This is a genomic window from Streptomyces sp. NH27 (genome assembly GCF_056859195.1).
The window spans coordinates 1-15,485 of sequence record NZ_JACEGK010000141.1; the positions used below are offsets into that span (position 1 = coordinate 1).

Here is a 15,485-nt window from a genome sequence, read left to right on the forward strand (position 1 = left end):
CCCAACAGCCCCACTGCCCCAACCCGGACCCGGACCCGAAAACCCAACAGCCCCACTACCCGCCACCATCGGCCCGTACGTGGTGATGCGTCCGCTCGGCAGCGGCGGCATGGGCGTGGTGTCGCTGTGCCGCACCCTCGGGGGCCGGCTGGTGGCGGTCAAGCAGGTACGCGAGGAGTACGCCGACGATCCCGCGTTCCGCAGCCGCTTCCGCCGGGAGGTGGCGGCCGCGCGGCGGGTCGGCGGCGTGTACACGGTGCCCGTCGCGGACGCCGACACCGAGGGGCACCGGCCGTGGGTGGCCTCGGCCTACGTCCCCGCGCCGACCCTCACCGAGGCGGTGCGGATCTGCGGGTCCTTCCAGGAGCCCGCGCTGCGTGCGCTCGGCACCGGGCTCGCCGAGGCGTTGCAGGCCATCCACGCCGTCGGGCTCGTGCACCGCGACCTCAAGCCGGGCAACGTGCTGCTCGCGGCCGACGGCCCGCGGGTGATCGACTTCGGGATCAGCAAGGCGCTCGGGGAGACCCGCCTGACGAACACCGGCACCGTGATCGGTTCGCCCGCCTTCATGGCGCCCGAGCAGATCTCCTCGCTGCACGACGTCGGCCCGGCCGGCGACGTCTTCGCGCTGGCCGGGCTGATCGTGTACGCGGCGTGCGGGGAGGGCCCGTTCGGGTCGGGCGACGAGGGCGCGCTGCACCGGATCGTGACGGCCGAGCCCGACCTGACCGGCGTACCGGACTCCCTGCACCCGCTGTTGCTGCGCTGCCTGGACAAGTCCCCTGCACGGCGGCCGGCATTGACGGCGGTGCTGGCCGCGCTCGCCCCCGCCGATCCGGAGGACCTGCTGCTGCCGGCGCTGCGGCAGGACCTGGCATTGCGCGCCCGCGACGCCGAGTTGATGGCCCTGGCCCCGCCGCCGCCCGGCCATATGCCGGGCGACACCCGCAAGGAGCCGCGGCTCAGCCGCAGGGCCGCGCTGATCGGCGGGCTGTCGGTGGTGGGCGTACTCGCGGCGGGCGGCGCGGCGGTGGCGCTCAGAGGCAAGGACGACGGCAAGGGCAAGGGCAAGGACAAGGGCATCGCCGCGAAGAACCCCGGCAGCGGCAAGCCGCTCGGCGCGAACACCCGCACCGTCGAACTCACCGCTCCTCCGGCGCCGTTGTGGACGGCGGCCGGCCCCGCCAGCTCCGTCACGCCCGATCTGCGGGCCTTCGGCTCGACGGTGGTGCTGCGGGACGCCGCGTACGTGGCGGCGTACGACGCCGCGACCGGCACGGTCCGTTGGCGGAGCGGCACCCAGGCCGACGGGCAACCGGCGGGCGGCAAGGACCCGTTCGGCGTGCGCGCTTCCGTCCTCGGCATCACCGACACCAACCTGGTCGTCTGGCGGCAGAACTTCGACGCGTCCTTCACCCAGCACTCCGACGTGGAGAACGTGGACCCGGCCACCGCCCGCGCCCTGCAGAAGGCCACCATCCCGTCCATCGAGGTCCTCCCCGGCCAACTGCTGGCCTCCTACGGCAACACCGTCTACTGCATGGTCAGCAACTTCCAGGGCAGCATCGTCGCGCCGACACCCGGCGCCACCCCGAATTACTCGGTCACCCAGAACGCCGCCGCCATCAGCCTGAGTGCGAACGGCAAGGGCGGCATCATCTGGCGCAAGCCCTTCGCGTTCGGCTCCGGATTCACGCTGCGCTACGCGGCGGACCGCGACGGTTTCTACTACACCGAGGACACCAACTCCGGCCTGGTGCTGCACGCCTTGGACGCCGCGCACGGGACCTCCCGCTGGTCGGTCAAGGTGCCCGCCGACCCCGACAGCAGCCTCCCCGCCTACGCGCAGGGCGGGGGAGACCTCGACTCCTCCCTCACGGTGGCCGACGGCATCCTCGTCACCTCCAACATCAAGGGCGGTCTGATCGGGTACGACACGGCGAGCGGGCGCCGCCGCTGGTCGGTGTCCATGACGGCGGTGGCCGCTCCGGTCGTCGTCGGCAGCCTGGTCCTGGCCAACGACACCAGCCGCGTATACGCGATCGACCTGCACACCGGCAAGGTCAGGTGGCGGGTCGAGAGCCCCCTGCCACTGTCCGCCTACGCCTTCACTGGCCGCACCATCGCCGCGTCGGATCAGGTCACCGCGGTCCTGTTCAGCACCCTGGCGCTCGGCACGGACGGCACGTCCATGTCCAGCGGAACAGCCGGCTGCCTGGCCCTGCGCACCTCGGACGGGAAGGAGTTGTGGGCGCTGCGCCAGAAGCCGCACCCGACCTCGGACTCCTCACCGTCGGCCATCGGCAGCGGTGTCCCGAGCATGGCCCTCGACATGTGGAGCATCGCGGTGAGCGGCAGCACGGTGTTCGTCAGCGGCGACGGCCAGGTCCGCGGCTACCGGGCGGACGCGCTGTGACCGTGGCGCCGCCGCCCCCCGCGCCGCTCCCGGCGACGGTCGGCCCGTACCGGGTGGTCCGCCTGCTCGGCTCCGGCGGCATGGGCCGGGTCTACCTGGCCACCACCCGGGCCGGGCGGCCGGTCGCGGTGAAGGTGGTGCGCGACAGCTACGCCGAGGACCCGCGCTTCAGGGCGCGGTTCCGCGCCGAGACCGAGGCCGCCTTCAAGGTCAGCGGCGCCTTCACCGCCGCCGTCCTGGCCGCCGATCCCGACGCCGCGCGGCCCTGGCTGGCCACCGCCTACCTGCCCGCGCCGTCCCTGACCGACGCGGTGGCCGCGCACGGCGTGATGCCGGAGCAGGGCGTGCGCGCGCTGGCCGCCGGGCTCGCCGAGGCGCTCGCGGCGATCCACGCGGCGGGCCTGGTGCACCGGGACCTGAAGCCTTCCAACATCCTGCTCGCCGACGACGGCCCGCGGGTCATCGACTTCGGTATCTCCCGCGCCGTGGACACCGCCGGGCTCACCGGCACCGGCCAGATCCTCGGCACCGCCGGCTACATGCCGCCCGAGCAGATCTCCGGGCGCACCTGTACGGCGGCCGGCGACGTCTTCTCGTTCGGCGCCACCCTCGTGTTCGCCGCGACCGGGCACGGCGCGTTCGGGGCGGGCGCGCTGCACGCCTTGCTGTACCGCACCGTGCACGAGGACCCGGACTTGTCGGACACGCCGCCGGCCCTGCGCGAGTCCCTCGCGGCGTGCATGGCCAAGGAGCCGTCGCAGCGCCCGCAGGTGCCGGAACTCGCCGCGCTGTTCGGCAGACCCGCGCTGCCGGGCGCCGGCTGGCTGCCCGAAGCCGTACGGCAGGACGTACGGGCGCGCGAGGAGACGGTGCGCCTGGAACTGGCGCGCACCCGGGTGCACCGCTGGGGACGGCGCCAGGTGCTCGCGGCCGCGGGCGGCGGCCTGGTGGCGGCGGGCCTCGCGGGCTGGTACGTCGCCGACGGCCGCGGCTCCGGGAGCCCGCCGAAGCCGCCCCGCCAGTTGTGGCACCGGCAACTCCCGCAGGATTTCCCCAAGGTGTGGACGGCGTCCCGCGGCCGGCTGCTGCTGTCGGCCCAGAGCGGGGCGGGGGCCGCCGCCCTCGACCCGGCCACCGGAAAGACGGTGTGGCAGAGCCCGCCGTACGGCGCCGCCGCCTCCGCGACGGACGGGCGCACCGTGTACGCCATCGAGCTCGACGGCGCCGTGCACGCCCGGGATATCGTTACGGGCAGGCGCAGTTGGCGGTTCGCCCCGCCGGGCGGCGACGGCTCCGAGACCGACGGACTGGTCGTGCAGGCGGGCGCCGGCGGCTGGTCGTACGTCACGTCGGCGCTGACCGGCGACCTGTACGGCCTCGACGGGGCCGGCACGACACGCTGGCGCCGCGACATCGCGCACACCACCGTCTACCCGCGCGGCGACGTGGTGCTGTGCGTGACGCGCCCGCAGGGCGGCGAGAGCTACCGCAGCAACGTCCGTGCCGTGGACGCCCGCAGCGGCAAGGACCGGTGGACCTACCCCACGGACATCTTCGGCATCGGCGCGAACCCGGGCAGCAGCATCGTCGTCGCCCTGCGCCGCGACACCGCCGAACTGACCGCCATCCGCCTGTCCGACGGCCACCCGCTGTGGAAGGTGCCCAGCGGCCTCGACCCGGGCGCCCAGATCCCGGACGTGGCGCTCGCGGCCATGGCCCGCCTCACGCCGGACGGCAGGACGCTGCTCTTCCAGCAGAGCCTGGCCAACGGCGCGTTCGCGGCGGTGGACGCGAACACCGGCGGAACCCTGTGGCGGGCGCGCCCGGCGGCCATCCAGCAGCTGACCCCCTTCGGCAGCACGCTCTTCACCACCGCCTCGCCGCCGGTCGGCACGGACATCACCGCCGGCCATGGACCGCTCACGGCATACGGCCTGCGCTTCGGGCACCGGCAGTGGGCAACCGAGGATCTGGGCAAGGGTCTGTTCCAAGTCCTCGGCGCGCAAGCCGGGTTGGTGCTGCTCGGCATCACCGGCGGCAGCCACCCGGGCGTGTACGGATACGGCCTCGCCGACGGCAAGCAGATCTGGCACCTGCCCTACGACAGCGGCATCCCCGCCGCGCCCTGGACCGCGGCGACTTCGGGCACCCGCACCTGGATCTCGAACGGCAGCACCCTCCTGGCGCTCGACCAACCCCCCACCTGACCACGGCAGAACACCACGGCCCACTCCCCCACGGCCCCCACGGCAATCTGCGGGGGCCCACAGGGGGCGGCCGAGCTGCATCCGGTGCGGCAGCTCACCGGCCGGACAGCGGCGGGCGCCGTCCGCGCTGTCACGGAGCCGGTACCGGACGGACGCGCCTGTCGAGCCCGTCGTCGGCCGGTGCGGTCGGCGGGCGTACGCGCGCACCGCGTGGCACGGCTGGCTTATTCACGGGAAGTGCCGTCAGTGGCCTGGCTCGTCGGCTTTGCAGGGTCGGAAGCGGGCGAGGTATGCCGGGCTTGGGCCGCGGCGCTCGGTCAGGTGGAGGCCGGCGGCGTCGGCGAGCCGGTGCAGTCGGCCGAAGGGGATCCAGTGCCGGTCGAAGAACTCGCCGATCACCAGCCGCCCGCCTGGTGCCAGCACCCGTGCCGCCTCGCGCAGTACCCGATCCGGCTCGGGGATCTCGCCGAGCGCGGTCACGGCGTATACGGCGTCGAATGTCCCGTCGGCGTAGGGCAGTTCACGTGCGTCCGAGCGGGTGGGCCTGATCGTCGCCAGGCCGTCGCGCTCGGCGCGGCACATCACGTGGTCGAGCATCTCCTGCTGGATGTCGAGCACATCGAGCCGTCCCTCCGGCCCGAGCTGCGGGGCGACGCGCAGCGACTGCAGGCCGGTCCCCGGGCCGATCTCCAGGATCCGCTCCCCCGGCCGCGGTTGCAGTACGGCGTCCATCCGGTCGGCTGTCAGGAACGGCAACGGCACGTCGAGGAGGCCGCGTTGGGCGTACGGATAGGGCGCCGTGTCGCCCAGCCACCAGGCGGCGGCCAACGCGGCGCCGACGCCGGCGGCGACCGCCCAGCGGGTCCGGGCCGGGATCGGGGCGATGGGGGCGGTAGTGATGCGGTGCATGGTGTTCTCCGGTGGATCGATTCGGTTCGTGATCGTTGTTCGTGGTATGCGGTCGGGCGGTCGGCGTCACGCGCGCCGGCCCAGCGCCCGCAGCGCCAGCCGGCCGCACAGCACGGCGAGCGGCAGCTCGGCACCGAGCGCCATGGCGACCGCGGTGGCGAAGTCGCCGCCCGGGGCCGCGGTCGTGGTGTCGAACCAGGCGTCCACCACAAGCAGCGTCGCGGTCGCGGCGGCCGCCAAGGCGTGCCGCCGGTCACCGCGGGCGGCGAGGAGCCCGGTGGCGATCAGGCCGAGCGCCTCCAGCGCGTCGAGCCCGACCCAGGCGACCGGCCAGTGCGCCGCGGTCGCGGTGGCCGGCAGGCCGGTGGCCAGCACGTACAGCCACGGCAGCAGGCCGAGCCCGCAGGCGACCAGCAGCCCCCCGGCCCGCCGCATGCCCCGCGCCGGGCGCGGCTCCTCCGCCTCTTCGTACAGCGGGATCACCTCGGCGCGGTCGAAGCCCTCGGCACCGGCCAATTCGTCATCGCACAACACCAGTTGACGCATCGTCTTCCCCCGCTCCCCGCCGGCTCTCCCCTTCACGTGCTCCACCCTCCGCCGCGCACCAGGGCGCCGTCAGTCACGCAGGGTTCCGACCCGGGGTGGAGGAAAGTGCACCCCCGCACCGGGCGGCAGCGCCATGGCACGGGGATGGCCTGCGGCTTTACCGTTTGACGCATGCAACTCACGACGTGGCTGCGGCTGGTGCCGGGCCGGCCGTTCCGCAGGGCGGGACACCGGACCGCGCTCGTCGCCGCCGGCCTGCCGCTCCACCTCGCCGTGGTGCCACTGTGGTTCTGGCTGGCCGGCGCGATAGCGGGGGTGCCGGCCCTGACTGCGCTGCCCGTGCTGCTCGCGCTCGTGGTGATACCCCTCGTGATCGCGCTGCCCGTGCTGCTCACGCTCGTGGTGACACCCCTGCTGACCGTCGGGCAGCGGCGGCGCTACCGGGCGCTCGTCGGCAAGGACCTCCCGCGCCCCGCCGCACCCGGGCCCGGACGCAACTGGAAGTCGGCGGTGCGCCGGCTGATCGGCCGGGCCTTGTGGCGGCAGGTCTGCTACCACGCCGTGGCGGGTCCGCTGCTGGCCGTCCTGGACCTCGCCGTCCTCGCCGTCTGGGCCGCCGCTCTCGTGGCCGCCTCCATCTACGTGTGGATCTGGGCGCTGCCCCCGCAATGGCGGGTCACCGACCTCGGGTACACCACGCAGGCCGCGTACATCACCGCCGGCGGCCTCGCCCTGCTGTTCCTCGGGCCCCGGCTGACCGGCGCTCTGGTGCGGCTGGAGACCCGGGCGGCCGAGGTCCTGCTCGGCCCCAGCCGCACGGAGAAGCTCGCCCGCCGGGTCGCCGACCTCGCCGAGAGCCGGACCGGCGTGCTCGACGCCGCCGACACCGAGCGGCGGCGGATCGAGCGCGACCTGCACGACGGCGCGCAGCAGCGCCTCGTCTCACTCGCCGTCAACCTGGGCCTGGCCAGGGCCACCCTCGGCGACCTGCCGGCGGACGCCCGCAAGGTGATCGACGAGGCGCACCGCGAGGCGAAGGAGGCGATCGCCGAGCTGAACAACCTGGTGCGCGGCCTGCATCCGGCCGTCCTTGAGGACCGCGGCCTCGACGCCGCGCTGTCCGGGGTCGCCGCCCGCCTCCCGATCCCGGTGCGCGTGGCGGTGGACCTGCCGCGGCGCACCTCACCCACGGTCGAGGCCGTCGCGTACTTCGTGGTCTCCGAGGCCCTGACGAACGTGGTCAAACACGCCCAGGCGACCCGGGCGGATGTGACCGTGGAGCGGATCGGGGAGACACTGCTGGTGGTCGTCGCGGACGACGGAGCGGGCGGCGCGGATCTCGCGGCGGCCGGCGGCGGCACCGGGCTCGCCGGGCTCGCCAAGCGCGTCGCGTCCGTCGACGGCACGTTCTCCTGCCGCAGCCCCGCCGGGGGCCCGACCGTCATCACCGTGGAGCTGCCGTGCGCGCCGTGATCGCCGAGGATTCCCTCTTGCTGCGCATCGGCGTGGTCAAGGTACTGGAGGCGGTCGGCTTCGAGATGTGCGCGCAGGTCACCGACGCAGAAGGGCTGCTGACGGCCGTCGAGGAGCACCGTCCCGACATCGCCGTGGTCGACGTGCGCATGCCGCCCGGCTTCACCGACGAGGGAGTACGTGCCGCGCTGGTGATCCGCCGCCAGTACCCGCGTACCGCCGTGCTCCTGCTGTCGCAGTACGTGGAGGAGCGGTACGCCGCCGATCTGCTCGCCGCCAACACCTCGGGCGTCGGCTATCTGCTCAAGCAACGGGTCGCCGACGTCGAGGAGTTCGCCGAGGCGGTACGCCGGGTGGCGGCCGGCGGTACCGCGCTCGACCCGCAGGTCGTCGCGCAGCTGCTGGTGCGCCGGCACAGCGGTCCGCTCGACCGGCTGACATCGCGCGAGCGGGAGGTGCTGGAGCTGATGGCGGGCGGCCGGTCCAACTCCGGCGTCGCCGCCGAGCTGGTGGTGAGCGAGAGCGCTGTCGCCAAGCACATCAACAGCATCTTCACCAAGCTCGACCTGCCCAAGGCCGACGCCGACCACCGCCGCGTCCTGGCGGTGTTGCGCTTCCTGGGCGTTGTGACCGCATAGTACGCGATCCTGCCCGTATGCCCAGTCGACAACGGTGCCGATCGCCATCTGGTGGGGAATGCGGCACCTTCGGACAGGTGCTCTCCACCAGGCTCTGCCGCGCTGGGAGTCGAAGGCGGTGGCCGTCGTGCGCAGGGCCATGGCATGGGTGGGGCTGGTCATCACTGGTGTCCTGATCGCCAACTGCTGCTCAAACTCGTCGACAAACGCTGCCGCCGAACGTGAACGAAGCCAGCACGGCCGACGCCGGCCGGATGATGCCGCGCCCCGGCAGCCCTACCGGCAGTTGCCGGGGCGCGCGGTGTGTGTCCCGCTTCACCAGCGGTTCAGCGCGGACCGGGTCACGGCGATCGCGTCGCCGCCGCGGGCCAGCGCGTCAACGGCCAGCCGCAGCAGGCCCGCTGCGAGGATGAACGCGGTCTCGCCGGAGGCGAGCGCGTCGAATCCTGCCCGGTCCACCCGCAACAGCCCTGCGGGCAAAGGCCGTTCGCCGGGCGCGCCCACCAGCGCGTCGAGTACGGCCGGGGCGAAGTCGGAGGGCAGTCCGGCCGTCAGCGGGCCGCCGAGTTCGCTGCGGCACGCGCGGGCCGCGTCCAGGTCCAGCGGCGTGCCGTGCCGCAGCTCGAAGACGGTCGCGGTCCCCGGCGCGGCCGGCTCGAACGCGGCGCCGAGCAGGGCCCGCATCGTGGTGCCGCCGAACGACCGGCGCAGTTCCACCACGGTCCGCACCGGCCGGCCGCGGCGGTCGGCGCCGGGCCGTTCGCGGCGCGCCGTGTGCACGGCGGTGTACGCGGCCGTGGGCTCGTCGGGGCGGATCGCGGCGCGCCGGCCGCCCAGCCTGCTGATGATCACCGGGGCTCCAGCCCCCATGCGCGCCGCCAGGCGTTGTTGAACAGCCCGGGGTACCGGTCGATCACCTCGGGGGTGTAGTTCCTGGCCGGCGGATGGCTGCGCAGCGCCTCCTCGTACGCGTCCTCCGGGCTCGCGCCGCCGTCCATCAGCCGGGCCTCGGTGAGCTGGTGGCGCAGGAAGTCGACCTCGCCCTCGCCGAGCGTGCGGCCGGCGGCCAGCGCCTGCCGGATGCCGGCGACCATGGCGTCGTTCGGGGTGAAGCGGTCGAGTTCGGGGCGCGCCAGGTGGCGGGTGACGCGCGCGAGGTGCTCGGAGGTGTACTCCCCGGCGGCGGGCAGGGTCGCGGGGGCCGCGGCGGACGGCTTCGGCGCCGATGGCGGTGTGACGGCGGCCGGTTGCGCGGCCGGCGGTTCCTGCCCGTGTTGCTGGGACCGCGGCTGCTTCCGGGTCCGCACCGGCACCGGCATCCGTACCCGGGCGCGTGGCGGGTGCGACGTGCGGGCGGATCGGCGCAGCGGCCCGCGGCGCGCGGCGGCCGGGCCGGCAGCGGCCACCCTGCGCCGCCGCCAGAAGACCAACACCAGTGCCAGCAGCACCAGTTCGGGCAGCGCCCGGATCACGACCTTGAAGGAGGCGAGGGAGATGCCGTGGTGCGCCGAGGCCGCGGACACCTGCCGCGGGGTGGGTGCGCCGAGCCAGACCGTGTGCGAACCGCTGTCCGCCGAGGGCTTGTTCAGCGACTGACCGACGCTGGAAGGCAGTTGGGCGTAGTGCGCCGTGAACCCGGAGCCATCGACCTGCTGGAAGGGCACCTTCGTCAGGTCGACGCCGCCGTAGACGTAGGTGCGGGTGTAGACCGTGTCGCCCTCGGTGGTCTTGTGGGTGACGTTGAACTCACCCTTGGTGTACGAGTCCACGTAGTCGTGGAAGGTGTCGGTGGGCTTCCAGCCCGTCGCGGTCGTCCAGTCGCCGATGTCGCCCTTGTCGACGAGGTCGCCGTACGCGGTGTGCCGGTCGCGGCTGAGGTCGCGGTACCACTCGGCGGCGACCCGGGCGAGGTAGACGCGGCGCAGGTCCGCGTACGCGGGGGCGGTGTTGATCTCGTGCTTGAGCTCGGGCAGCACCAGGCTGCGGAAGAGCTGCTCGTTGTGGGTCTCGGTGGCCTTGTCCTGCTTCGGGCAGGACGCGGCGGCGGCCGTGCCGTGCAGCTTGAGGTACTGCGTCTCCATCTCGACGTTCAGGGGCGCGTCGAGGATGTAGAGCTTGTCGCCGTCCTGGTGCACCTTGGCGGGTGCGGGCACGATCCAGGTCCGGTACGACATGCAGTTGCCCGCCATCTGTCCCCAGAACCGCTTGCCCAGCGCGGTGTCGGGGTGGATGAGGGTGCCGATGCTCTTCTTCATCTGCAGGTCCGCCTGGAGCATGACGCGCCCGGCGTCGGTACGGCCCAGCTTGGCGTCGACGATCCGGTCCGGCTCGGTGGGGTTGAGGTTGACCCAGAACGCCGAGGGGTCCAACTCCAGCCAGACGAAGAACGCGTCGGAACTCTCGGACGCGGCCGTGATGCCGGTGGACTGGCGGGTGTCCCCCTTCAAGGGGTCCAGGTCGGCGCTGAAGGAGTACTGCAGGCCGCTGCCGTCACCGGGGTCGGCGAGGTAGCGCAGTTCCAGGGTGGAGAAGTCGATGCCGCCGTCGGCCTGGCCGGGACGGCTGAGGGTGGGGCCCAGGCCGGTGGCGTTCGCGGACTGCGACGTGCCCTCGTCCTCGTCGCAGGGTCCGCCGGCCCTGATCTGCGCCGCCGCGAGGACGAGCCCAGGTGAGGTCGCGCCGCTCTGCCCGCCCAGGCCCTGCGACTTCGCGCCGGACGTCGCGCAGGGGGAGGACGGTGTGGTGAACAGCGGTGCGGGAGTCGAGGCGGCCTGCTTCGCCATCTCCTCCTTCACACCCTCCATGTCGAGCGCCAACTGCTGCTTGGCACGGCCGTCCCGGTCTTCCCGGTACGTCTGGTACTGGTTCTTGACTCTCTGCTCGGCCCGGTCCTGCGCCTTGGGTCCCTTGGCGGCCACCGTCTGGCGGGCCGCCGCGATGTCCTTGTTCATCCGGGCGGTCTCCGCGACGCTCAGGTCGTAGACGTGCCCGAAGACGAGGGGCGTCTCGGGGTGGTAGAGAGGAGAGCACCTGGCGCACTGCCGGCGTTCGGACCCCGCGAGGGCGATCGCCTGCCAGGGGATGCCGAGCTTGTCGAGGACTCGCTGGAGCACCACCTCGGAGTGCTGGCCCTTGGGGCTGTTCAGCGCGGAAAGCGCCATCAGGTGCCGGCTGTTCGCCTGCTTCAACCGCTCGACCAGCTCCGGTGACAGGTAGCTCTTCAGAGGGTCGACCTCGGCGACCGACGCCTGCCAGGCGTTCCTGCCGGTGACGCCGAAGGTGGCGGTCGCCACCGCGAGCTGCTGGATCTGCTCGGGGGTCAGCAGCAAGGGGTCGAGGAAGACGACGGCGCCGTTGCGCGCCGGGTCGAACGCCTTGTCCTTGTCCCCCTTGGGGAGTTCGTCGTACAGCGCCATCCGCAGCTGCGCCACCGGCAGGAGCGGCGGGCTGAGCAGGGGGTTGTCGTAGCGCTTGGAGAGGTCGGTGCCCTGCGCCGCACCGGCCGGCTTCGTGCCGTCGGCCACGCCGTACGGCGCCACGGCAACGGTCGTGGCGAAGGCCAGCAGCAGCACCGTCAGGGCGCGCAGCCACGTGCGGACGGCAGCCCGCCCCACCGTCCGTGCCCGACTCCGGCCCGCCCGTAACTGAACTACTTCCACCACGACTTCGCGTCCCCCGGGTCGATGGCTCGTGCCGCTCGTAACCCAGCGTCCCACCCGTTCCGAACGCCCCACAAGACGCCTGGCCCGTCATCCTGGCCCGGCGGCTCCGGCCCGGCACCCACGCAGCGCCCGCGCACCGCTCACCCAACTCCCGCCCGCGGGCCGAGGTGCCGCCGACGGGCGCCCGTATTGAAGCTTTCAATCGGGCAGAGGACCACCAACTCCCGCCCACCGGAACCGTCGGCGCAGATCATTCCTGGTTGAACTGTTGATTGAACGCAACGCCGGGGCTAGCGTGCGCTGGCGGATTGAATCGTCTCAGTCCGCATCGGGGGCAGTTGGGCCGTACGAGCCGGCGCCATGCCGCCATCACGCGTGGGGAACGGGAAGAGGGGACATGATCCACAGATCGAGGAGCAGAGGAACGCTGGCCGCGGTGTCCGCCGGTGTCACTCTGATCAGCATGCTGACGGTCAACGCGGCGGTGGCGCAGTCCGCGCACGGCGCCGCGCACCCGGCGAAGAACCCGTGGACCGACACCGGTTACCAGCCCCGGCAGGGGGACTGGCGACCCTATGTCCTCGCTCCCCAGGGCCACGTCGTCGAGCCGGTCTCGGTGTCGTCCGTCTCCGCCCGGGGCGGCTCCGTCCAGGGCGACCCGAAGGCGCTGCTCGGCAAGGGCAACAAGCCGCTGCGGCTGACCAGTTCCGGCGACCGCACCCAATCGCCGCTGGTGACACTGGACTTCGGCAAGGACGTGGGCGGCAAGTTCCGGATACGGGTGGCCGGCGCGTCGAAGACGCCGCCTCAACTGCACGTGTGCTTCAGCGAGTCGAAGCAGTTCGCGGCCTCCCCCGCGCAGAGCAACAACGGCGAGGACGCGGTCGCCCCCGGCTGCGACACCGCCAACATCTGGAACGGCTACCCCGGCCAGCCGTACACCTACGACGCCGACAGCCACACCTTCACCATCGACCCGGCGAAGCTCCCGGCCACCCTCACCGACAGCCAGTTGCGCGGCGGCTTCCGCTACGCCACCGTCTTCCTCGACGGACCCGGCTGGGTCGATCTCGGCGCCGTCTCCCTCGACTTCTCGGCCGCGCCGAAGCAGTCCGACCCGGCCGACTACCAGGGCTGGTTCCTGTCCAGCGACAACGAGCTGAACAAGATCTGGTACAGCGGCGCGTACACGGTCCAGTTGGACACCTGGATGTCCGACACCGCCAAGAACTGGCCCTACCAGACCGGCGAGGCCGACCACTCCGACGCACAGGTGCCCGGCGCCGACCCCCGGCAGGAGGTCATCTTCGACGGCGCCAAGCGCGACCGGGTCGTCTGGCAGGGCGACCTCGCCATCCAGGCCCCGGTCACGTACCTCAGCACCGACGACGTGCCCGCGGTCGACAACTCGCTGTCCTCGCTGGGCTCCCAGCAGCTCTCCGACGGCTACGTGCCCGCCGAGAGCCTGGTCGGCCAGCACAACCAGGACGAGATCCGCACCTACGGCGAGTACGTCACGTGGTTCGTCCACAACCACTACGAACACTGGCTCTACACCGGCGACCGGGCCTATCTCGCCAAGTGGTGGCCCCAGTTGACCAAGGCGATGGCCTGGCTTGAGTCGGTCCGCGCCGAGGACAGCAACGGGCTGATCTCCTTCGCGAGCGCCAACTCCTGCGGCCACTACGGCTACAGCGACTGCGGCCACGAGACGTACGTCAACGCGCTGTACAAGCGGAACCTCGACGAGATGGCGGCGCTGGCCACCTCCCGCGGCGACGCCACCGACGCCCGTACGTACGCCGGCCGCGCCACCGACGTGAAGAACGCGATCAACTCCCAGCTCTGGGACGCCACGACCGGCGCGTACCGGCTCTCCACCGAGATCCCGAATGCGTACCCGCAGGACGCCAACGCCGCCGCCGTGCTCACCGGCATCGCGAGCAGCGGCCAGTCCGCGCAGGCCATGGACTACCTGCGGAAGAACAACTGGAGCAGCTACGGCTCCCTCACCGTCTCGCCCAGCACCCCCAACGCCTCCATCCAGCCCTTCTACGAGCCGCTGCCCAGCGGCTTCGAGGCGAGCGCCCGCCTGGACGTGCCCGACCCCAGCGGCACCGAGCAGCAGCAGGCGCTCCAGCTCATGCGGACCTTCTGGGGTCACCAGCTCGGCGAGGACCCCGGCGGCACGCTGTGGGAGAAGGCGAACCTCGACGGCGACCCGGGCATCGCGCAGTTCACCAGCCTCGCGCACGGCTGGGCAGCCGGCCCGACCATCTCCCTCACCACGCAGGTGCTGGGCGTCAAGCCGACCGGTGCCGGCTTCTCCGGCTACTCGATCGTGCCGGCCCCCGGCGGTCTGACCTGGGCGCAGGGCAGCGTCCCGACCCCGCACGGCGACATCACCGCCTCCTGGCGGTCCTCGTCGCACGGCTTCACCCTGACCGCCGTCGCCCCGCGCGGCACGGTCGGCGAACTCGCCGTCCCGACGAACGGGCACAAGGTCCGGGTCGAACTCGACGGCCGTACGGTCTGGAACGGCACCCGGGCGGTGGGCGGCGCGCAGGTCAGCGCCGACGGCACGACGGTCCGCGTGGGACACGTCGGCCCCGGCCACCACACGCTGACGTCCCACACCCTGTGACGTCGCCCGTCTTGTGACGTCAGGGCCGGCCGGTCGCGGTACGCGGCCGGTCGGCCCTGCGGCGTGGTCGGCCCTGCGGCGTGGTCGGCCCTGCGGCGTGGTCGGCTCGGCCGCTGGTCAGCTCTGCGGGGACGACGGCGACCAGGCGTTGCCGTCGTAGAAGTAGGTGGGGTCGTTCTTCAGTCCCACCGTGCGGAAGGGCTTGCCGTGGTCGTCGATCCGCAGGGTGCCCTGGCGGTCGCCACAGCTCCAGACGAGCTCCAGGTACCAGCTGACGTCGCGGTCCGAGGTGTGCGCGTCCACGTCGAGGACCTGCGAGTCGTGGGCGATCTGGAAGGGGAAGGTGGACAGCACGGGCGCCGAGCCGTCGTCCACGTAGCCGCGCACCGGGTGGGCACGGGGGGCGGTCGTGTCGAGGTCGACGGCGAACGACGCGGGGTCGAGCCCGCCGCCGCATCCCGAACCGGGGGTGTAGCCGTTCCCCTTCGGCGCGGCCGTACTGCTGACGACCCGCACGTACAGCGCGTGCAGCACCACCGGCTGCCCGGACACGCTCTGCGCGGTCACCTGGAGCCGCAGGTCCCCGGCCGGTACGCCGCCGAGCGCGCCGGCCCACGCGTCGTCCTGCTGCAGCGAAGGCGGCGGCGGGACCTTTCCGGGCTGCTGCTGGAGCAGGAACCACTGGCCGCACTGGGTGTCCCAGTTGTCCGACAACACGGTCACCTGGACCGGTGGTTCGGAGCTGCCCTCGGTCGGCGCCGTGGTGGACGCGGTGGACGCGGTGGACGCGGCGCCCGGGGCGGTCTTCCTGCCGGATGCCGCCGTGGAGGGGGAAGGGCTCGCCGGCGCCGTGGTCGCGGCCGTGGCACCGACGACGGCCGTGGCCGTCGGCTGCGGGCGTGAGGCGGCGGAACGGCCGCGGTCGGCGCCGTGCGCGGAGTGCAGTACCAGCGGAAGCACTGCGGCCATCGCAGCGGCGGCTCCCACCGC

General features: G+C 73.0%; 11 protein-coding genes. 6 read left to right on the forward strand and 5 right to left on the reverse strand.

The annotated features are described in order from the left end of the window. The first annotated feature begins 85 nt into the window (after nucleotides 1–85). Entirely contained in the window at nucleotides 86–2,416 is a 2,331-nt protein-coding gene (locus tag AC13HU_RS14160; RefSeq protein ID WP_483042202.1) for a protein kinase domain-containing protein, read from the forward strand. A gap of 2 nt (nucleotides 2,417–2,418) precedes the next feature. After that, a complete protein-coding gene (locus tag AC13HU_RS14165; RefSeq protein WP_483042192.1) occupies nucleotides 2,419–4,623 on the forward strand; it encodes a protein kinase domain-containing protein in 2,205 nt (734 codons plus the stop codon). A gap of 243 nt (nucleotides 4,624–4,866) precedes the next feature. Here the strand turns inward: AC13HU_RS14165 and AC13HU_RS14170 are convergent, their stop codons facing one another. Further along, nucleotides 4,867–5,532, reverse strand: a complete 666-nt coding sequence (locus AC13HU_RS14170; protein ID WP_483042193.1) for a class I SAM-dependent methyltransferase — start codon at nucleotides 5,530–5,532, stop codon at nucleotides 4,867–4,869. 66 nt (nucleotides 5,533–5,598) lie between these two features. Next, complete coding sequence (locus AC13HU_RS14175) at nucleotides 5,599–6,114, reverse strand: hypothetical protein (RefSeq protein WP_483042194.1); 516 nt, start codon at nucleotides 6,112–6,114, stop codon at nucleotides 5,599–5,601. Nucleotides 6,115–6,249: 135 nt separating this feature from the next. Between AC13HU_RS14175 and AC13HU_RS14180 the strand changes: the two genes are divergently transcribed. Both AC13HU_RS14180 and AC13HU_RS14185 read left to right on the forward strand, forming a co-directional pair. After that, the gene (locus AC13HU_RS14180) at nucleotides 6,250–7,551 is read left to right on the forward strand and encodes a sensor histidine kinase (protein WP_483042195.1); all 1,302 of its coding nucleotides are present in this window, start codon (nucleotides 6,250–6,252) and stop codon (nucleotides 7,549–7,551) included. After that, a complete protein-coding gene (locus tag AC13HU_RS14185; protein WP_483042196.1) occupies nucleotides 7,539–8,189 on the forward strand; it encodes a response regulator transcription factor in 651 nt (216 codons plus the stop codon). The genes AC13HU_RS14180 and AC13HU_RS14185 overlap by 13 nt, the downstream gene beginning before the upstream one ends. Nucleotides 8,190–8,504: 315 nt before the next feature. Here the strand turns inward: AC13HU_RS14185 and AC13HU_RS14190 are convergent, their stop codons facing one another. Beyond that, nucleotides 8,505–9,041 carry a hypothetical protein gene (locus AC13HU_RS14190; protein ID WP_483042197.1) on the reverse strand — a complete coding sequence of 179 codons (537 nt, stop codon included), beginning with the start codon at nucleotides 9,039–9,041 and terminating at the stop codon, nucleotides 8,505–8,507. Next, nucleotides 9,038–11,803 carry a hypothetical protein gene (locus AC13HU_RS14195; RefSeq protein WP_483042198.1) on the reverse strand — a complete coding sequence of 922 codons (2,766 nt, stop codon included), beginning with the start codon at nucleotides 11,801–11,803 and terminating at the stop codon, nucleotides 9,038–9,040. Before AC13HU_RS14195 ends, AC13HU_RS14190 begins: the two co-directional genes overlap by 4 nt. 445 nt (nucleotides 11,804–12,248) lie before the next feature. Between AC13HU_RS14195 and AC13HU_RS14200 the strand changes: the two genes are divergently transcribed. Further along, the gene (locus AC13HU_RS14200) at nucleotides 12,249–14,495 is read left to right on the forward strand and encodes an alpha-L-rhamnosidase-related protein (RefSeq protein ID WP_483042199.1); all 2,247 of its coding nucleotides are present in this window, start codon (nucleotides 12,249–12,251) and stop codon (nucleotides 14,493–14,495) included. A 117-nt stretch (nucleotides 14,496–14,612) separates the two neighbouring features. Here the strand turns inward: AC13HU_RS14200 and AC13HU_RS14205 are convergent, their stop codons facing one another. Further along, nucleotides 14,613–15,209: a hypothetical protein gene (locus AC13HU_RS14205; RefSeq protein ID WP_483042200.1), complete on the reverse strand. Its 597-nt coding sequence runs from the start codon at nucleotides 15,207–15,209 to the stop codon at nucleotides 14,613–14,615. Between AC13HU_RS14205 and AC13HU_RS14210 the strand changes: the two genes are divergently transcribed. After that, nucleotides 15,199–15,485, forward strand: a 287-nt coding sequence (locus AC13HU_RS14210) for a hypothetical protein (protein WP_483042201.1), incomplete at its 3' end; no start/stop codon positions are given. The two genes, AC13HU_RS14205 and AC13HU_RS14210, sit on opposite strands and share 11 nt — an antisense overlap.

Coding starts and splice junctions, on each gene's coding strand:
- AC13HU_RS14200 (WP_483042199.1), top strand. CDS start 12,249: ATGATCCACAGATCGAGGAGCAGAGGAACGCTGGCCGCGGTGTCCGCC.
- AC13HU_RS14170 (WP_483042193.1), bottom strand. CDS start 5,532: ATGCACCGCATCACTACCGCCCCCATCGCCCCGATCCCGGCCCGGACC.
- AC13HU_RS14160 (WP_483042202.1), top strand. CDS start 86: ATGCGTCCGCTCGGCAGCGGCGGCATGGGCGTGGTGTCGCTGTGCCGC.
- AC13HU_RS14180 (WP_483042195.1), top strand. CDS start 6,250: ATGCAACTCACGACGTGGCTGCGGCTGGTGCCGGGCCGGCCGTTCCGC.